Raw genomic sequence first — 17,930 nt, forward strand, 5'->3', positions numbered from 1 at the left:
TGAACGGCGGGCGCCCGGGGCGGCGCCCGCCACCCGGGCCAAGTGCCGTGCGGACAGCGGCGATCGCCCGGCCGTCGCGTTCCGGCGCGCCCGGTGTCCCCGTGCGGCCCGGCCAACTGCCCTGTCGTCACCGTCAGATGGAACTCCTGTCACATGACCGTGACACGGCACCGTCTACTCTTGTGTACCTGACAACCTGTCCCGTTGGCTGGAGGCAGGAGACCAGCAGTCGACGGGGACGGAGCACGCGGCCATGGGTCTGGTACTGCCGAGCATCATCGATGAGGCGCTCGATCTCATCGGGATCAACTGGCCCAACGTCGACGAGGACGACTACTTCGAAATGGCGACGTCCATGCGGGACTTCGCCGACCAGTTCGAGGGCCACGGCGGTGAGGCGCACAAGGCGGTCAGCCGCATCCTCGCCTCCTCCGAGGGCTGGGCCGTGGAGGCCATGGACAAGCACTGGTCGCACGTGAAGACCCGTCACCTGGAGAAGATCCCCGAGGTGGCCCGGCTGTTCGCGGACGCCTGCGACGGCGTCGGCCAGATCATCCGCGGCATGAAGGTCAAGGCGGGCGTCGAACTCGGCGTGCTCGCCGGCACCATCGTCGCCGAACTCGCCGCCGCGCCGGTGACGCTGGGCCTGTCCGCCGCGGCCGCCGCCGGTGAGATCGCGCTGATGCGCACCATCGTCAAGCGGCTCGTCGACGAGGCCGTCGACCAGATCGTCGACGCGCTCATCGCGAAGGTCACCGAGCCCGTCACCGGCAAACTCCAGGAACTCGTCTCCGACATGGTCCTCGACCTCGCCGAGGGAGCCTTCCACCCCGGTGACAAGCCGGGCGGCATGCAGCTGGCCTCCGCGGGCGACAGCGACGGCTCGGCCGGCGGGGGCAAGAAGACGGTCATCGACCACGCCGAGTTCGAGGACGGCGCCGGCAAGGTCTCCCGCCAGGGCAGCGACATGGGCAGCCAGTCCGGGATCCACCTCGGCAGGTCGAAGCACACCTTCGGCCGGACCAAGGGCAGGGACGCGTTCACCAAGGCCTTCGACGGCATCCTCGAGGAAGCCATCGACGGCATGGAGAAGGCCGCCAAGAAGGTGACCGACCACGTCACCGACACCATCCCGGAGCGGGTGAAGGCCGCCTCCCGGCACCAGAAGCGCAAGGACCGCGACGTCGGCGACGAGGCCGACAAGGTCGAGGTCAAGAAGGTCAAGCGGGACGGCGACACGCCCATGTACCTGCTCAGCGACGACGGTTCGATACGCCGGCTGCACCACGACGGCACCACCGGTCCCGTCCATCCCGGCGACTCCTCCGGAGTGAACGACGTACTCGGCGACAAGGCCTGGTACCCGTGGAACAACAAGAACGACAAGCAGCGCAAGGACAAGCCCGGCAACGGCGGGACGGTCGACTCCAAGAAGGTCGCGCCCGGCTCCACCGAACTGGCCCGCGCCACCCAGCTCGGCCGCTACGCCAACCGCGCCGAACGCCCCGATGCCTACGTCCCCGGCGGCAACTACGCCTCCGCGCTGTACGACGACGGCAACGGCAAGCGGTTCATCCTGGTCGGCGCCAGCGGCAAGGCGCACTCCGAACGCTCCATCGGGCACCCGCTGATAAAGAAGGGCCACGAGGGCAACGTCAGTCACCTCTACACGGAACGCGAGCCCTGCCAGAAGAATCCCAAGTGCGACAAATACCTGGCGAGGGAGTTCCCCGACCACCTCGAGGTCACCCACAGCGCGAAGTACGACCAGTCCGAGAAGGGGCCGGACGGCACCGAGCTCAGCAAGTACAAGAAGGACCGGGAGCACCGGGCCTACGTCCAGTGGCTGGAGGACCAGTGGGACCAGCACGGCGCCGCCGGCGGACGCACTGATACGGTGATGAACCTCTCGCCCTCGGACCGCAGGTTCCTCCCCTAGAAGGGCGGACGGCCAGAATCCCCCGGCGCCCGTCGCCGCCGAGTCCGAAGGTTCCGGAAGTGCTTTTCGACGTCACACGCAGCGAACTCGTCGACATCTTCGGCGAGGACCGGATCGCGACCGTGCCCGCCACCGCCTTCCCGCCCGCCGCCGCGGACACCGAGGGCGCCCGCCTCCTGCAGACCGTCGGCGCCCCCACCGGGACGCTCCTGCTGCGCCGGCCCGACGAGGAGGACGGACTGCTGCCCCTCGTCCAGGACGTCGTCCACACCGAGGACTTCGAGGACGCCGCGGAGGGCGCGGGTGACTGGCCCGTCATCGGCTGGCTGCTCAACGCGCACCTCGCCCTCGACCCCGCGTCCGGCAAGGTGCACGCCTTCGACCCCGACGAGGAGACCGTGCGGGAGCTCCACACGGACGTCTCCTCCCTCGTCCAGGTGACCCTCCGGCTCCAGCGCCTGCTCGACGAGTTCACCTTCAGCGGCGATGAGGAGGACGAGGAGGCCGACTTCGAGCGCCTGGAGAGCGAGGTCGACCGCATCCGCGAGGAGACGAGCGAGGTCGACCCGCTCCCCTTCGAGGACGACGAGACCGTCTGGTCGGTGGTGGGCGACGAGATCGCCATGGGCCAGCGCTTCAAGGGCGACAGCCCGGGAGCCCGCTCGCTCTACGGGTGACGGCCGGCCCGTGTCCGCGGGCGGGCGGGGCGGCGGGACCAGCGTGACAGGAGCGCCGGGACCACGTGACAGGAGCGCTGAACAAGCGCTTGGATAGTCACCGGACGCCGTTTCCCGACCCCGCCGGAGGCCCCGTTGTTCACGTCCGTCGACGACGTCTCCGCCCGTCTCGCCGAGACCGGGTACCTCGCCTCGCCCGCCGTCGCCACGACCGCCTTCCTCGCCGCCCGGCTGGGCAAGCCGCTGCTGGTCGAGGGGCCCGCCGGGGTCGGCAAGACCGAACTGGCCAAGGCCGTCGCCCAGGCCGCCGGCGCCCGGCTGGTCCGGCTGCAGTGCTACGAGGGCGTCGACGAGTCCCGGGCCCTGTACGAGTGGAACCACGCCAAGCAGCTGCTGCGCATCAGCGCGGGCCGCGGCGAGACCTGGGACGAGGCCCGCACCGACATCTTCACCGAGGAGTTCCTGCTGCCCCGTCCGCTGCTCACCGCGATCCGCGGCGAGGAGCCGACCGTCCTGCTGATCGACGAGATCGACAAGGCCGACGTCGAGATGGAGGGCCTGCTGCTCGAGGTGCTCAGCGACTTCCAGGTGACCGTCCCCGAACTGGGCACGGTCACCGCGACCCGGCGTCCCTTCGTCGTGCTCACCTCCAACGCGGGCCGCGAGCTGTCCGAGGCGCTGCGCCGCCGCTGCCTGTTCCTGCACATCGGGTTCCCGGAGGAGGAGCTGGAGCGGCGGATCGTGACGCTGAAGGCGCCGGGCCTCGGCGCGGTGCTGACCGAGTCGGTGGTGCGGGTGACCGGGGCGCTGCGCGCGATGGACCTGCGCAAGGTGCCGTCCGTCGCGGAGACCGTCGACTGGGCGCGGACCCTGCTGGCCCTGGGCGCGGACACGCTGGACGAGACGGTCGTACGGGACACCCTGGGCGTGCTGCTCAAGCACCAGGACGATGTGCTGAAGGCGGCGGCCAAACTGGACCTGGAAGCGCTGTGACCGGTGTCGAGGACCGGATCACCGGGCTGGTCGGCGCGCTCCGCGCGCACGGCGTGCGGATCGGCACCGGGGAGACGGTCGACGCGGCCCTCGCCGTGGAGGCCCTCGGCCTCGCCGACCGGGAGCTGCTGCGGGAGGGACTGGCCGCGACCCTGCTGCACGGCCCGGCCCAGCGGGCCGTGTTCGACCCGGTCTTCGACCTGTACTTCCCGCGCGGCGTGGGCGGTCCGGAGCGTTCCCCGGCGGACCGGGAGGAGCTGCGCGACCGCCTGGCGCGGGCGCTGGCGGCCGACGACCGGGCACTGCTGGCCCGGCTGGCCGCGGAGGCCGTCGAAGGCTTCGGCGGGTACGGGAGCTCACCGGGATCGGACGGCTGGTCGGCGCACCAGACGCTGGACCGGCTCCGGCCGCAGACCCTGCTGGCCCGGGTGCGGGCCGGCGTACGGGGCCGGGACGGCGGCACGGGGTTCGCGGACCGGCTGCTGGACGACGAGATCAGGCGCCGCATCGAGGTGTTCCGGCGGCTGGTCGCCGCGGAGGCCAGGCGCCGGGTCGCCGAGCGGCGCGGACGCGACGAGATCGCCCGGCGGGCCGTGGCCCCGACCGCCGACCGCGTGGACTTCCTGTACGCCCACCGCGAGCAGCTCGCCGAGCTGCGCCGGGTGGTGTGGCCGCTGGCGCGGAAGCTGGCGACGCGTCTTGCGGCGCGCCGCCGCCGGGCCGCGCGCGGCACGATCGATCTGCGCCGCACGCTGCGTTCCTCGCTGTCCACGGGCGGGGTGCCGATGCGGCCGGTGCTGCGCAGGCGCCGTCCGGCCCGGCCCGAGCTGGTGCTGCTGTGCGACGTGTCGGGCTCGGTGGCGGGGTTCTCGGACTTCACGATGCTGCTGGTGCAGGCCCTGCACGACCAGTTCGCCAGGGTCCGCGTCTTCGCCTTCGTCAACCGGCTCGACGAGGTGACCGGGCTGCTCGCCCACGGCCGGGCCGACCCGGACGGGCTCGGCGCCCGGATCCGTGCGGAGGCCACGCTCACCGGCTGGCACGGCAGCAGCGACTACGGCGTCGCTCTGGGCGAGTTCACCGAGCGGTACGGCGCGGCGGTCGGCCCGCGGACGACGGTGTTCGTGCTCGGGGACGCCCGTACGAACATGAGCGACCCGAACCTGGCCGCCGTCCGCGAACTCGCCGGCCGCGCCCGGCGGGTGCACTGGCTGAACCCCGAGCCGCGCGCCCAGTGGGGCACCGGCGACTCGGCGGCGCCCGCCTACGCCGAACTCGTCGAGATGCACGAGTGCCGTACGGCCCGGCAGCTCGCCGGGCTGATCGCCCGGCTGCTGCCGGTGTGACGCCGGACGCGCGCCGGGGACCGCGGGTGCGTGCCCCGCGGTCCCCGGCGTACCCGCCTCAGCCCTTGGCGTACTACTCGGTCCGTCAGCCCTTGGCGTACCAGGTCCTTCAGCCCCTGGCGTACTCGTTCGCCGTCATCCCGGCGAAGTCGAACACCACGACCTGCTCGTCGCCCACCACCCAGGCGTCGTGGCCGGGCCCGCAGACGAAGACGTCGCCCGGGCCGACCTCGCTCTCGCCGCCGTCCTCCATCCGCAGGTGCATCCGTCCCTGGACCACGTAGCCGTTGTGGTGGACCATGCAGCTCGCGGTGCCCGCGATCGGTCCCACGGAATCCGACCATCGCCAGCCCGGTTCGAAGGTGCCCACCGCGAAGTCCAGCCCGGTCAGGTGGAGGGCTTCGAGGTGGCCGCGGGGGAAGTCACGCCGCTCGTCGGGTTTGTCGACCGTCTTCACTTCCAGCATGACGGTGTCCTCCCTTCCGGCCGCTCAGCACGGCCGGGGCCGGCCCCCGTCCCCGGCGGCCACGGACGGCACCGGCAGCACAATGGCGGCGACCGCACCCCTCGCCTCCATCGTCGGCCCGCCCCACCGGGCCCGCCAATCGAGGCGGTGCGGTCGGGAGGGCCGAGAAAAATTCGCCGGGCGCAGGGTGCAACCTCGGCCGGGGCCGGACGTCTGTCGGGGTGGAGGCCTCCACTTCGACCCATGTCCGGCACCGATCGACCGAAGGAACCCATGTCCGCACAGCAACTCCCCCGCCCCGGCCGTACCCGCAGGCTGCGTACCGTCCTCGGGGTCTCCGCCGTCGGCGCGGCCCTGGCCGTGGGCGGCGCCGTCACCGCGCAGGCGGTGCAGGGCGACGCCCGGCCCGCCTCCCACTCCGCCCCCACCGCCGTGCCGGCGCCCGCGGGCGGCCACGCGACCCCGGCGCCCGTACCCTCCCCGACCCGCCCGCCGTCCTCGAAGCCCGTCCCCACGCCGTCGTACCCGCCCACCGTCGCCCCGACGCCCGTGCCGTCCAGCCCGCACGAGCCGACCCCGGTGCCGTCGGTGCCGGGCACGAAGGCGCCGGCCCCCGTGCCGTCCCCCACCCTCCCCGGCGCCCCGCGGCCGGCCCCCGCGCCGCACCACGGCCACCGGGCGGCCTCGCCGAGTCCGGTCCCGGCGGGCCGGCTCGCCACACCCGCGCCGGTTCCGCGGCACCACTGAGGCAGCGCCGCGGGTGCGGGGAGCCGCCCGGCGCGGCTCCCCGCACCCGCGGCCGGGAGATCCATGACGACAGCCACACCACCGGCGGCGCCCTTCCCCTGGGGCCCGTCCCGCACTCCGGCGCGCAGGCGGCACCGCCTGCCCGCGGCGCCGGCGGCGCCCCTGCGCGCACCGTTCGGCGCCCGTCTCCTCGCGCGCCTCCGCGCCGGGGGCCCGGCCGTCCCGGCACCGGCCGGCGGCCGCGCCGGCGTCGGCGCGCACGGGCCGGCCGCCGTCGAGGCTCCGCCGGACATCGAGGAGTTGTACCACCACCGCCGGCTCTCCCTGGTGCGCCTGGCGGTGCTGCTGGTCGACGACCTGCCCACGGCCGAGGACGTCGTGCAGGACGCCTTCACCGCGCTGTTCCGGCGCCACGGCCACCGGCTCGGTTCGCTCGACGACCCGGAGGCGTACCTGCGGACGAGTGTCGTCAACGGCGCCCGCTCGGTGCTGCGGCGGCGCAGGACCGTACGGGCGCACGTCCCCGAACCCGAGCGGCACGCGCCGCCGCCGGAGGAGCAAGTCCTGCTGCACGAGGACCACCAGGAGGTGCTGGCGGCCCTGCGGACGCTGACCCCGCGCCAGCGCGAGGTCCTGGTGCTGCGCTACTGGTCGCACCTGACCGAGGCCCAGATCGCGGCGACGCTCGGCCTGTCGCGGGGCGCCGTCAAGTCCACGGCCAGCAGGGCCCTGGACGCCCTGGGCCGACGTCTGGAGGGTCTGCGATGAACGACTCCGCCCCCGGAGGGACCGGCACCGCCTCGGCCCCGGTCGAGGAACGGCTGCGCGCCGCCCTGGCCGCACGCGCGCGGTCCGTCGGCCCGGTCGACCTGCGGCCACCGCGCCCGCCGTCCACCGCGGCCCGTTCCCGCCGGCCGCCGTCGCGCCGCGTGACCATCGGCCTGCTCGCGCTGGCCGCGGTGGCGGCCCTGCTGTTCCTCACCGTGCGGAACGAACAGCCGCGCCCGTCCGCACCGGCCCGCTCACCCCGGCCGACGACGACCGGCACCGCGACCCCGCCGCCCACCACCGTCCCTCCGCAGCCGGCCCGGCCGTCCCCGAGCAGCCCGGCGCCCTAGGGTCTTCCGTGCGGATCGGGCCGGATCAGGGAGCGGGGTCGGGCGCCGCACACCGCGAGGCGGCGCAGGACGACATGGCGGAGCTGCCCTACGGCCGTATCGGAAGTCCCGGGTCCGGGTCTGTCGGCGTCGCGGCCCGGAGGCGACTAGGTTGTGGCACATGAGCAACCTTGACCGCGCGCCGGTACCGAGCGTGTGCGGCGGCCGCGGATTCGTCGTCGCCGAGCCCGTCCGTGAACTGCTGAGTCCCCGCCGTGTGAAGCTGGGCGAGTCGACCGAGGTACGCCGGCTGCTGCCGAACCTCGGCCGGCGCATGATCGGCGCCTGGGCCTTCGTCGACCACTACGGCCCCGACGACATCGCCGACGAGCCCGGTATGCAGGTGCCGCCGCACCCGCACATCGGGCTGCAGACGGTGAGCTGGCTGCACGAGGGCGAGGTGCTGCACCGCGACTCCACCGGCAGCCTCCAGACCATCGGACCCCGGCAGCTCGGCCTGATGACCTCGGGCCGGGCGATCAGCCACTCCGAGGAGAGCCCCAGATCGCACGCGCGCTTCCTGCACGGCGCCCAGCTCTGGGTCGCGCTCCCCGACGAACACCGCCACACGGACCCGAAGTTCGAGTACCACGCCGAGCTGCCCCTGGTCACCGCGCCCGGCCTGACCGCCACCGTGATCCTCGGCGGCCTCGACGGAGCGACCTCCCCCGGCACGGCGTTCACCCCGATCGTCGGCGCCGACCTCGCCCTCACCCGGGGCGCCGACGTACGCCTGCCCCTGGAGCCGGACTTCGAGTACGGGGTGCTGGCCATGTCCGGCGAGGTGCACGTGGACGGCGTCCCGGTTCTGCCCGGCTCGATGCTCTACCTCGGCTGCGGCCGCACCGAACTCCCGCTGCGCGCCGAGTCGGACGCCGGGATCATGCTGCTGGGCGGCGAACCGTTCGCCGAGGAGCTGATCATGTGGTGGAACTTCGTCGCGCGCACCCAGTCGGAGATCGAGCAGGCCCGCGAGGACTGGGCGCTGGGCACCCGGTTCGGCGAGGTGAAGGGCTACGACGGTGCTCCGCTGCGGGCGCCCGAACTCCCCGCGGTGCCGCTGAAGCCACGGGGAAGGGTGCGCTGACCCGGGGAAGCGTTGGAAAGTCAGCGCCGGTCCCGCTGGGCCTTCCTGGGGCGTGACACTCATCAGGGCGTCGCGCCCCCGCCTGACCGCGGCTGGTCCAGCCGGTACTGCCGTGCTGCCGCCGCTGGTGCTGCACGTGGCGCGCCGGCAGCCGCTTCGCCAGGAGGCCGAGGAGAACCTCGCACCGGCCGCACCGCTCGGCGCCGGCGGCGACGCCGAGCGGGCGGTCCCGGCCGTCAGCTGTCCAGCTCCTCCTCGATCGGCGGTTTCGGCACATCGCGCAGATGCTGGGACTGTCCCGGCCTGCCACCTTCGCGAGCCTGCTCGGCACGCTGTGCCGCGCTCAGACCCAGGTCCGAGCTGGGATCCACGCGCACCGACCGGGCCACCTCCTCACGGTTGGCATACTGCTCGGCCGGGATGCCGCGCAGCGCCTTAACGACATCCGGCGCGGCGCCCGACCGGCTCGCAGCTTCGATCAACCTGTCCTTGCCGGCGGGGAAGTCGACATCCTTGATGGCCTCCACCACGTCCCGGGCGCTCGTACTGTGGGTCATGGCCTCTTCTCCCTCATCGGGATCCGCTGGACCAGCCGGGTAACCGGCGAGGGCCGCTCACTCACCTCCTCCACCCGCCGGATTCTCCCGGTTTGCCGGACTGGGCGGTGGGGCCGGCCCGACAAGAGGTGGTCGTCGCGCCCCAACCCGGGAGCAAGACGTACGACACCGAGCGCACGAGGGCTCGCATGGGCACGGAGCGACTTCGCCCTGTGTCCGATCCCCGGGTGCCTCAGCCGTGGCGTGGGCGGCCACGCTCGTACTGCTTCGGCCACGGGACGTCGTCACGGAGCACGTCGGCCGCGCGGAGTGGCCAGGTCGGGTTGCGCAGCAGTTCGCGGGCGAGCATGATCGCGTCAGCCGAGCGATCCACGAGGATCTGGTCGGCCTGCTCCGGTGCGGTGATCAGGCCGACCGCGGAGACGGGCAGGGCCGCGCCCTCGCGGACGGCTCGGGCGAAGGGGACCTGGTAGCCGGGCTCCACTTCGATACGGGCGTTGTGGACGAGTCCGCCGCTGGTGACATCCACCAGATCGACCCCGTGGGCCACCAGGTGCCGCGACAGCTCGACCGTCTCCTCCGGCGTCCAGCCGCCATCGGCCCAGTCCGTGGCCGAGAAGCGTACGAAGAGCGGGCGGTCCTCCGGCCACTGCGCCCGTACGGCGTCGGTGACCTGGACGAGGAAACGGCTGCGCCCGTCGAGGCCGCCTCCATACTCGTCGTCGCGGTGGTTGGACAGCGGTGACAGGAACTGGTGCAGCAGATAGCCGTGCGCGGCGTGGATCTCCAGGACCTCGAAGCCGGCTGACAGCGCCCGCGCGGCGGCCTCGCCGAAGGCCCGGACCAGTGCGCGGATATCGTCCGCGCCGAGCTCCCGTGGCGCCGGCCAGTCGTCGAACGGCAGCGGTGACGGTGCCACCGTCTGCCATCCTCCGGCCTCCGGTTCGACGTACCCCCCGCCCTCCCAGGGCGGTGCCGTCGACGCCTTGCGGCCGGCATGGGAGATCTGGATGCCGGCAACGGCCCCCTGTCCGTGGACGAAGTCGGTGATCCGCTTGTACGCGGCGGCCTGTCCGTCATCCCAGATGCCGGCGTCGGAAGGGGTGATCCGGCCGTCAGGTTCCACTGCCGTGGCCTCCTGCATGACCAGGCCGGACCCGCCGCGTGCCAGGGAGCCGAGATGGACCAGATGCCAGTCCTGCGGATAGCCGTCGACCGAGCTGTACTGGCACATGGGGGCCACCCAGGCCCGGTTCGGAAAGGTCGTGCCGCGGAGGGTGAGCGGCGAGAAGAGACGGCTCATCGCGGGCCTCGCAGGGGGATGTGGGACGCCGGGTGCTCCCGCGGCCGTCGAGCCGTGACGGCCTCGGCTTCTGCGGGCGCCCCTCACGGTGGGTGCGCCCGAGTACCCGGCCGCTCGTGGCACAACCACGGCCAGGGGCGCTCACGGACAAAGCCATGACAAAGCCACGAGCGATGTCCGCCACAAGCTGGAACGACGCTCGGCGACGCGGGCGACGCTGCGCCCGGGACCCGGCCGACCGGTGCTCAGCCCCTCACGCTGTCGTCGGGAGCGTCAGGAGCGCGCGAGCCGGGCCGCGAGATAGGGCGCGGTGGCACTGCGGCGGGCCCTCGCCACCGTGGCCGGCAGGCCCGCCGCGACCACCCGCCCGCCCGCGTCGCCGCCGCCCGGCCCGAGGTCGACGACCCAGTCGGCGGTGGCGATCGTGTCCATGTCGTGCTCGACCAGGACGACCGTGTTGCCTGCGTCGACGAGCCGGTGCAGCTGTCGCAGCAGCAGCGCGATGTCCGAGGGGTGCAGTCCCGCCGTCGGCTCGTCCAGCAGGTAGAGCGCGTGCCCCCGGCGGGCTCGCTGCAGCTCGGTGGCCAGTTTGATGCGTTGCGCCTCACCCCCGCTGAGTTCCGTCGCGGGCTGGCCCAGCCTCAGGTACCCCAGCCCCACCTCGCGCAACGTCTCCAGACTGCGGGAGGCGGCCGGGACGGCGGAGAGGAACTCGCCGGCGGCGTCCACGGACAGCGCCAGTACTTCCGCGATGTTCTTGCCGCGGTAGGTGACTTCGAGCGTTTCGGCGTTGTACCGGGCGCCCTCGCAGGTCGGGCACGGCGCGTAGGTGCCGGGCAGGAACAGCAGTTCCACCGCGACGAATCCTTCGCCCTGGCAGGTCTCGCACCGCCCTTCGGGCACGTTGAAGGAGAACCGCCCGGCCGAGTAGCCGCGCGCCCTTGCTTCGTCCGTCGCCGCGTACAGCTTGCGCACCGCGTCGAACATCCCCGTGTACGTGGCCAGGTTGGACCGGGGAGTCCGGCCGATGGGCCGCTGGTCGACCCGGACCAGCCGGTCGAACGACTCGACCCCCGACGCGTCCTGGACGTCGACCTCGAACCGCGCCTCGTCGGGCTCCTCGGGTACGAGTCCGAGGTGGCCGCGGACGACCTCGGCGAGCACCTGCGTCACCAGCGTCGACTTCCCGGAACCGGACACGCCCGTCACCGCCGTCAGCACACAGAGCGGTACGTCGACCGACACGTCGTGCAGATTGTGGCGGGAGACGCCGCGCAGGTGCAGCCAGCCGTGCGGGGTGCGCGGGCGGTGATCGAGGGGCTGGGCGCGCCCGAACAGGTACCGGCTCGTGGCCGACTCCCCGACCCGCTCAAGACCGGCGACCGGGCCGCTGTACAGCACGTGACCGCCGCCCTCGCCCGCACCGGGGCCGATGTCGACCACCCAGTCCGCCCGCCGTACGACGTCCATGTCGTGCTCCACGACGAACAGCGAGTTGCCCGCCGACTTGAGGCGGTCCAGCACCTCCAGCAGCGGCTCCGCGTCGGCCGGGTGCAGGCCCGCGGAGGGTTCGTCGAGAACGTAGACGACGCCGAACAGCCCCGAGCGCAGCTGGGTGGCGATCCGCAGGCGCTGCGCCTCGCCGGGCGACAGGGTCGTCGAGCGGCGCCCGAGGCTGAGATATCCGAGGCCCAGGTCGAGCAGTACGTCGACCCGCGCGACCAGATCGCCGCAGATCCGTACCGCGACCTCGGTCGTCTCCCCGGACCGGGCGGTCGGCGTGGTGGCGTCGGCCTCGGACCGCCCCGCGACGGGCCGCAGCAGCGTCAGGACCTCGGTGAGCGGCATCGCGTTGATCTCGGCGATGGAACGTCCGGCGAAGGTCACGGCGAGCGCCTCGGGCCGCAGTCCGCTGCCGTGGCAGACGGGGCAGGGCACACTCCTGACGAACCGGAGCGCCCGTTCGCGCATCCTCTCGCTCTTGGAGTCCGCGAGGACGTGCATGACGTGCTTGCGGGCGCTCCAGAACTTGCCCTGGTAGCCGTAGTCGACGCGGCCCTCCTCCGGCTCGATGTACACGGAGGGCTGCTCGTCCGTGTACAGCAGCCAGTCCCGGTCCTTCTTCCTGAGCCTGCGCCACGGTCGGTCGATGTCGATCCCCAGGCCGCTCACGACACTGCGCAGGTTGGCGCCCTGCCAGGCGCCCGGCCAGGCGGCGATCGCCCCCTCGCGGATGCTCAGCGAGGGGTCCGGGACGATCAGGTCCTCGGCGACGTCGTGCACGACGCCCAGTCCGTGGCACTTCGGGCAGGCGCCGGCCGCGGTGTTGGGTGAGAATGACTCGGCTTCCAGCCGTGCGGCCCGGGGCGGATAGGTGCCGGCGCGGGAGTACAGCATGCGCAGCAGATTGGACAGCGTGGTGAGGGTGCCGACCGTCGAGCGCGAGCTGGGCGCCCCGCGTCGCTGCTGCAGGGCCACGGCCGGTGGCAGCCCGGTGATTTCCTGCACGTGCGGTGCGCCGACCTGTTGCAACAGCCTTCGGGCGTACGGTGCCACGGACTCGAAGTAGCGCCGCTGGGCCTCCGCGTAGAGCGTGCCGAAGGCGAGCGAGGACTTGCCCGAACCGGAGACGCCGGTGAAGGCGACCATGGCGTCCCGCGGAACGTCGACATCGATGTTCCGCAGGTTGTTCTCACCGGCGCCCCGTACACGTACGAAGGGGTCACTCGCGTCCTTGCTCACCGTTCCTGACTACCCGATCGCGTCCTGACTACCCGATCGCGCCGGGAACCGCGCGACAGACGCTGTCACCGGGCCCCGCTCACACGAGCATCCGGGGGACCTTCCCGGTCGCCCCGTGAGTACGAGAGAAACAATCCACACATGTCCGGTAAGCCTGCCCGGGAGCGGGTACGCGACATGCCGCTCGGCTCCTGAAGGCTTCGAGGGACGGAGTGATCCATGGTCGGCAGTCGGGCGCACAGCCTTTACCACAGCGCCGGGCGGCATCCCATGGCCGCACGCAGAGGGCCCCGTCGGCCCACTCGCACCCCGGCCGACCATGCCCTCCATGAACTGGTGGCGCTCTCCCGCGCCCTGTTCGGCACCCCGGACGAAGTCGAGATTCTCCGCCTGGCCATGGACCACATAGCCGCCGCGGGTCCTTACAGTGCGGAGGCCGGATACCTGAAGGTGGGCGGCGACCTGGTCCCCGGCCCGAGGAACCGGCAGATGCACGCCTTGGCCGTGAGCCGGAGGCTTCGGGAGCTGGCCGGGCAGGACGGCAACGTGACCGTACCCGGCAGGCGCTGGGGCCGGGCCCTGGGGCTACGCGGACCTGGGGGACTGCACGGCTACATCGTCGTGACGTCCCGCTCCCGGCCCACCAGGGCCGAGCGATCTCTGCTCGCCACGTTCGTCCGGCAAACCGCTGCTGCACTGTCCGTCGCCTTCGCGCAACGCCGCCGATGCGAGGACGCGCTGGAGCTGCGCCGTCTGAGGGACGAACGCACAGCCCTCCAGCGGCGGCTGATCTCCGTGGTGGCTGAGCTGGGCTACGAGCGAGCCGTTCACGCCCTCATGGCCGACGTCGCTGCCTCCGGTGGCGGCGAGGAAGCCGTCACCCGCGCCCTCCACAGACTCACTGGACTTCCCGCGCTGGTCGAGGACCGCTTCGGTCGGCTGAGGACTTGGACCGGCCCCGGCCGCCCCGACCCCTATCCCGAACCGGACCTCTTCCGCCAGGACGAGATGCTGCAGGCCGTCGCGCGAGAGGCCGGGCCGGTGCGGATAAAGGACCGGCTGATCACCCTCGTCCGCCCGCACGGCGAGATCCTGGGCGTGCTGGCCCTGGTCGATGCCAAGGAGGAGGCCGACGAGCACACCGTACTCGCGCTCGGACACGCCGCCACGTCGCTCGCCCTGGAGCTGGCGCACCTGCGCAACCTGGCCGAAGTGGAGCTGAGGCTGCACCGCGAGTTGGCCGATGACCTCCTGGCAGGGACGGACGAGACGAGCGCCTACGCCCGGGCTGAGGCAGTCGGACACGACCTGCACCGCAGCCACTACATCGTCGTGGTGCAGTGGTCGAACCGGGCTGCGGACAATTCCTTCGCGCAGACCGTGGGGCGGGCGGGCTCTGCGGTAGGTATGCGCTCGCTGCTGACCCGCCGCTCCGACCACGTCGTCCTCATCGCCGGCGCCAGGCCGCATGCCCGCGCGTTGTACGAGGCGCTCGCCCGGGAGACCGGGACACGGTCCGGGACGATCGGGGTGAGCGGCCCTTGCGACTCCGTGGGCGACATCCCCCACCGCTACCAGGAGGCGCAGCGCGCCCTGGAAGCGCGCCACCATTCCCGCGAGCGCTACGGCACGTCGTTCTTCGACGAGCTCGGCCTCTATCGCATCCTGGGACCCGGAAGCGGTCGCCGGGAGCTGGAGACGTTCGTCCAGGAGTGGCTCGGGCAGCTCATCGACTACGACTCCCGGCACCACGCGACCATGGTGGAGACCCTGTCCCGGTATTTCGACTTCGGCGGCAACTACGACGAGACGGCAGAATCCCTCGGGATCCACCGCAGCACGCTGCGCTATCGGCTCCAGCGTATCCGCGACATCAGCGGCAACGACCTCGCGGACGTCGAGGACCGGCTGAACCTCCAGGTGGCTACCCGAGTGTGGAAGATCATGCTGGGCGGGCCCGGCTGACGCCGGGTCCGCGCCGTTCGTCGCAACACAGCAGCGAAGGAGGACGACGCATGGATGAGCAGGAGTTTGTACGTACCGTCGCCGAGCGCACCGGACTGAGCCGGCAGGAGGCGGCGGACCTGACCCGGGCCACGCTCGAGACGCTGGCCCACAGGCTGAGCGCCGGAGAGGCCAGGGACCTGATCACCGAGCTCCCCGAGGGCCTCGCGGAGGCGGTGCGCCGGGGAACCACGGACCGCGTCGAGCGCTTCGGCCACCGCGAGAGCGTGCTGCGCGTGGCGGAACGCACCATGCTCAAGGAGGAGGAAGCCGACCGGGGTGTGCGGACCGTACTGGCCGAGCTTCGGGAAGCGATCAGCGAGAAGGAGTTCAACGACCTGATGTCGCAGCTCGGAGCGGACTTCTCTCAGGCCGTCGAATCCGCCGGGTGACCCCGGGGCCGTCCGCGGGATCGCGGGTCCCCGGTGCCGCTATGGCGCGAGGCATGCCCGAAGATGTGTCATGACGGCTGACGCGCCCGAGACGTCCTCCGGCAGAGCCGCGTGTGTCCTGCTGGTGGCCGGCCTCGGTCGGCCGTCGGTGGCGCCCGGACGTCACAGGGCGATGACGTGCAGGTCCACCAGGTCGAGCAGCGCCCCCAGGGCCGAGGTGGGCCGCCGGGTCGACGACGTGCCGAGATGCATGCTCCAGCGGAGCACGGTGTCATGGACGTCCAGGACGTGCAGGCCGGGGGTGCGGGCAACGGCGAACTCGGGCAGGAAGGCGATGCCCAGTCCGTGCCGGACCAGTGCCGCTCCCATGTCGATGTCCGGCACCTCCAGTGCCACCCGGCGTACGACACCCGCCGTCGCGAACGCCCGGTCGACCACCTCGCGGTTGCCGTAGCCCGGCGGGAAGTCCACGAAGGGCTCCCCCGCGAGGTCCGCGAGTGCCACCTCTTCCCTCTGCGCGAGCGGATGACTGGCGCTGACCACCAGGACGAGCGGCACGGTGGTCAGCTCCCGTGCGTCGATCCCGGCGGGCTTGCGTTCGGGCAGCGACAGGAAGGCCACGTCCAGGTCCCCGCTGAGCAGCGCGTGCGCCAGTCCCGCCGAGCCGGTCGTCGCCAGCCGCAACCGGACGTCGATCGCCGGATGCCGTGCGTGCAGCTGCCCCAGGAGCGCAGGCAGGTCCACCACCTCGACCGACGCCATGGCGCCCACGTTCACCGTCCCGCGCAGCGTGCCCTGCGCGGCGCGCACGGCGTCCTGGGCCGCCTGGGCGGCGTGCAGGGTGGCCCGGGCCTCCGGCAGCAGCGCCGCGCCCGCCCCGGTGAGCCGGACCTGCTGCGACGTGCGCTCGAACAGCGCGCAGCCGAGCTCGCGCTCCAGGGAGCGGATGGCGGCGGACACCCCCGACTGCACCACGTGCAACCGACGGGCGGCACGCGTGAAACTCAGCTCCTCGGCGACCGCGATGAAGTGCTCCAGCTGGCGTAGCTCCACAGGGAAGTATCACTCGCATTGCTGGAGCCGAGCAAAAACATTCGTTGGCGCTGATTCTGGCTGGTGAGGAGGATGGAGAAACACCATCCAGTTCCGCCCGAGGAGGGGTACTCCTGCCTGCCGTACCGACGCCGTTGAGCCGCCCCACAGCCGACGCTCCCGACGACCCGACCCGCCGGCTTCCCACGCCCGCTGCCGCCGGCCTGCCGCCCCGCGCCCCCTCCCGGCGCCGTGCCACGCACACGACAGGTTTCTGGTTCGTGGCGGTGGCCTTCACCGTACTGATGGCCTTCGGCACCGCGCCGACCCCGTTGTGGCCGCTGTACGAGGCCCGGGACCACTTCGGCGCGACCACCGTCACGGTGGCGTACGCCTCGATGGTCGTGGGCGCAGCGGCCGCCTTCCTGGGCCTGGGACACCTGTCGGACCGGCTCGGCCGACGGCGCATCATCGTCCCGGCGTTGCTCGTCGGTATCGTCGCGTCGGTCGTACTGATGGTGTGGCGGGACCTGCCGGGGCTGATAGCGGGCAGGGTCCTGAACGGTGCCGGACTGGGGCTCATGGCCTCGACCGCGACGACGTACCTGCACGACCTCCACCACGAGGCCCGTCCGGACCGGGCGGGTTCGGTGCTGCCCGGCATCGTGGCCACCGCCGCCAACCTCGGCGGTCTGGCCTCAGGCCCCCTGGTCGCCGGAGCCGCCGCCGAATGGCTTCCCACTCCCCTGGTCACCGCCCAGGCGATCTTCACGCTCGCCATGGCAGTGTGCCTGGCGCTGGTGCTGTGCACCCCGGAGACCGTGGACCGGGAGCTGCCCGCGGCCGAACCGCCCACCCGGTTCGTCCTGCGCCCCGGCGCCCGGCGGGCGTTCGGCGCGGCCGGCGCGCTGGGTGCCTTCGCCTTCGCGATCCTCGGCCTGATCTCCTCCCTCGGGGCGAGCGTGCTCCACGGCACCCTGCACATCGACTCCCATCTCATGGTCGGCCTGGCGGCCTTCCTCATGTTCGGTTCCGCGGCGGCCGCCCAGCTGGTACTGGGACGCCTCCCGCTGCCTCGGGTCCTGACGGTGGGGGCAGTGGTCTTTCCGGTCGGCCTGGTCCTGTGCGCCGTCGCCCTCTACCGCCCCGCGCTCTGGCTCTACCTGGTCGCCGTGTCCCTCTCGGGAGCCGGCTCCGGGCTGCTGTTCAAGGGAGGAGTCGAACGTGCCGGTTCACTGGCCGAGCCCGCCTCACGCGCGGGGGTCCTCGCCGTGTTCTTCGTCGTCGCGTACCTCGGAATGGGTTTGCCCTCCGTCCTGTTCAGCATCGCCCTGCGGCACTTCGCCGTGCAGACCGCGATGATCGGCTTCGCGGCGGTCCTCTCCTGCGGCGCCGTGGTGTCGGTGGCCGTCGCGTTGCGCGATCTCGCACCCGGTCCCGGCGAGCTCTCGGTGCGGTCCGCTCACCCCTCCTGACGTCCCGGCGACG

General features: G+C 72.6%; 16 protein-coding genes. 11 read left to right on the forward strand and 5 right to left on the reverse strand.

The window, feature by feature from the left end:
- Positions 1 to 253 precede the first annotated feature (253 nt).
- The 4 genes from TNCT1_RS27975 to TNCT1_RS27990 all read left to right on the forward strand — a co-directional run bounded on the left by TNCT1_RS27975 (position 254) and on the right by TNCT1_RS27990 (position 4,955).
- The gene (locus tag TNCT1_RS27975; RefSeq protein ID WP_143637499.1) at positions 254 to 1,939 is read left to right on the forward strand and encodes a nucleic acid/nucleotide deaminase domain-containing protein; all 1,686 of its coding nucleotides are present in this window, start codon (positions 254 to 256) and stop codon (positions 1,937 to 1,939) included.
- A 59-nt stretch (positions 1,940 to 1,998) separates the two neighbouring features.
- The gene (locus tag TNCT1_RS27980) at positions 1,999 to 2,616 is read left to right on the forward strand and encodes an SUKH-4 family immunity protein (RefSeq protein ID WP_143637502.1); all 618 of its coding nucleotides are present in this window, start codon (positions 1,999 to 2,001) and stop codon (positions 2,614 to 2,616) included.
- Positions 2,617 to 2,751: 135 nt separating this feature from the next.
- A complete protein-coding gene (locus TNCT1_RS27985) occupies positions 2,752 to 3,609 on the forward strand; it encodes a MoxR family ATPase (RefSeq protein ID WP_143637504.1) in 858 nt (285 codons plus the stop codon).
- The gene (locus TNCT1_RS27990) at positions 3,606 to 4,955 is read left to right on the forward strand and encodes a VWA domain-containing protein (RefSeq protein ID WP_143637507.1); all 1,350 of its coding nucleotides are present in this window, start codon (positions 3,606 to 3,608) and stop codon (positions 4,953 to 4,955) included. Before TNCT1_RS27985 ends, TNCT1_RS27990 begins: the two co-directional genes overlap by 4 nt.
- 109 nt (positions 4,956 to 5,064) lie before the next feature.
- Here the strand turns inward: TNCT1_RS27990 and TNCT1_RS27995 are convergent, their stop codons facing one another.
- A complete protein-coding gene (locus TNCT1_RS27995) occupies positions 5,065 to 5,421 on the reverse strand; it encodes a cupin domain-containing protein (RefSeq protein ID WP_143637510.1) in 357 nt (118 codons plus the stop codon).
- A 273-nt stretch (positions 5,422 to 5,694) separates the two neighbouring features.
- On the opposite strand from TNCT1_RS27995, the gene TNCT1_RS28000 reads away from it, so the two are divergent.
- The 4 genes from TNCT1_RS28000 (at position 5,695) to TNCT1_RS28020 (ending at position 8,412) form a co-directional block, all read left to right on the forward strand.
- Positions 5,695 to 6,168, forward strand: coding sequence for a hypothetical protein (locus TNCT1_RS28000; protein ID WP_143637513.1), 474 nt, complete (start codon positions 5,695 to 5,697; stop codon positions 6,166 to 6,168).
- A 63-nt stretch (positions 6,169 to 6,231) separates the two neighbouring features.
- Positions 6,232 to 6,936, forward strand: coding sequence for an RNA polymerase sigma factor (locus TNCT1_RS28005; RefSeq protein ID WP_308789293.1), 705 nt, complete (start codon positions 6,232 to 6,234; stop codon positions 6,934 to 6,936).
- Entirely contained in the window at positions 6,933 to 7,286 is a 354-nt protein-coding gene (locus TNCT1_RS28010) for a hypothetical protein (RefSeq protein ID WP_143637516.1), read from the forward strand. Before TNCT1_RS28005 ends, TNCT1_RS28010 begins: the two co-directional genes overlap by 4 nt.
- Before the next feature lie 160 nt (positions 7,287 to 7,446).
- Positions 7,447 to 8,412, forward strand: coding sequence for a pirin family protein (locus TNCT1_RS28020; RefSeq protein ID WP_143637519.1), 966 nt, complete (start codon positions 7,447 to 7,449; stop codon positions 8,410 to 8,412).
- A 236-nt stretch (positions 8,413 to 8,648) separates the two neighbouring features.
- On the opposite strand, the gene TNCT1_RS28025 is transcribed toward TNCT1_RS28020, so the two are convergent.
- The 3 genes from TNCT1_RS28025 to uvrA form a co-directional block, all read right to left on the reverse strand.
- Positions 8,649 to 8,969 carry a DUF2795 domain-containing protein gene (locus tag TNCT1_RS28025; RefSeq protein WP_143637523.1) on the reverse strand — a complete coding sequence of 107 codons (321 nt, stop codon included), beginning with the start codon at positions 8,967 to 8,969 and terminating at the stop codon, positions 8,649 to 8,651.
- 232 nt (positions 8,970 to 9,201) lie between these two features.
- A complete protein-coding gene (locus TNCT1_RS28030) occupies positions 9,202 to 10,272 on the reverse strand; it encodes an NADH:flavin oxidoreductase/NADH oxidase (protein ID WP_143637528.1) in 1,071 nt (356 codons plus the stop codon).
- A 273-nt stretch (positions 10,273 to 10,545) separates the two neighbouring features.
- Entirely contained in the window at positions 10,546 to 13,014 is a 2,469-nt protein-coding gene (uvrA, locus tag TNCT1_RS28035) for an excinuclease ABC subunit UvrA (RefSeq protein ID WP_143637533.1), read from the reverse strand.
- A gap of 270 nt (positions 13,015 to 13,284) precedes the next feature.
- Here uvrA and TNCT1_RS28040 point away from each other — a divergent pair, with 270 nt between their 5' ends.
- Together TNCT1_RS28040 and TNCT1_RS28045 are read left to right on the forward strand one after the other, a co-directional pair.
- Complete coding sequence (locus tag TNCT1_RS28040) at positions 13,285 to 14,979, forward strand: CdaR family transcriptional regulator (protein ID WP_143637538.1); 1,695 nt, start codon at positions 13,285 to 13,287, stop codon at positions 14,977 to 14,979.
- 50 nt (positions 14,980 to 15,029) lie between these two features.
- Positions 15,030 to 15,410 (forward strand): DUF2267 domain-containing protein, encoded by a 381-nt coding sequence (locus TNCT1_RS28045; protein ID WP_143637543.1) that lies wholly within the window; start codon positions 15,030 to 15,032, stop codon positions 15,408 to 15,410.
- Positions 15,411 to 15,572: 162 nt separating this feature from the next.
- On the opposite strand, the gene TNCT1_RS28050 is transcribed toward TNCT1_RS28045, so the two are convergent.
- Positions 15,573 to 16,463, reverse strand: coding sequence for a LysR family transcriptional regulator (locus TNCT1_RS28050; RefSeq protein ID WP_143637549.1), 891 nt, complete (start codon positions 16,461 to 16,463; stop codon positions 15,573 to 15,575).
- Positions 16,464 to 16,597: 134 nt separating this feature from the next.
- Here TNCT1_RS28050 and TNCT1_RS28055 point away from each other — a divergent pair, with 134 nt between their 5' ends.
- Complete coding sequence (locus TNCT1_RS28055; RefSeq protein ID WP_235902937.1) at positions 16,598 to 17,917, forward strand: MFS transporter; 1,320 nt, start codon at positions 16,598 to 16,600, stop codon at positions 17,915 to 17,917.
- Positions 17,918 to 17,930 lie beyond the last annotated feature (13 nt).

This window comes from Streptomyces sp. 1-11, from assembly GCF_007176755.1.
GTDB lineage: Bacteria > Actinomycetota > Actinomycetes > Streptomycetales > Streptomycetaceae > Streptomyces.

Bases quoted from the DNA above. Each gene is read 5' to 3' on its own strand.
- TNCT1_RS27975 (WP_143637499.1), top strand. From the start codon at position 254: ATGGGTCTGGTACTGCCGAGCATCATCGATGAGGCGCTCGATCTCATC.
- TNCT1_RS27995 (WP_143637510.1), bottom strand. From the start codon at position 5,421: ATGCTGGAAGTGAAGACGGTCGACAAACCCGACGAGCGGCGTGACTTC.
- TNCT1_RS28000 (WP_143637513.1), top strand. From the start codon at position 5,695: ATGTCCGCACAGCAACTCCCCCGCCCCGGCCGTACCCGCAGGCTGCGT.
- TNCT1_RS28005 (WP_308789293.1), top strand. From the start codon at position 6,232: ATGACGACAGCCACACCACCGGCGGCGCCCTTCCCCTGGGGCCCGTCC.
- TNCT1_RS28010 (WP_143637516.1), top strand. From the start codon at position 6,933: ATGAACGACTCCGCCCCCGGAGGGACCGGCACCGCCTCGGCCCCGGTC.
- TNCT1_RS28020 (WP_143637519.1), top strand. From the start codon at position 7,447: ATGAGCAACCTTGACCGCGCGCCGGTACCGAGCGTGTGCGGCGGCCGC.
- TNCT1_RS28025 (WP_143637523.1), bottom strand. From the start codon at position 8,969: ATGACCCACAGTACGAGCGCCCGGGACGTGGTGGAGGCCATCAAGGAT.
- TNCT1_RS28030 (WP_143637528.1), bottom strand. From the start codon at position 10,272: ATGAGCCGTCTCTTCTCGCCGCTCACCCTCCGCGGCACGACCTTTCCG.
- TNCT1_RS28040 (WP_143637538.1), top strand. From the start codon at position 13,285: ATGGCCGCACGCAGAGGGCCCCGTCGGCCCACTCGCACCCCGGCCGAC.
- TNCT1_RS28045 (WP_143637543.1), top strand. From the start codon at position 15,030: ATGGATGAGCAGGAGTTTGTACGTACCGTCGCCGAGCGCACCGGACTG.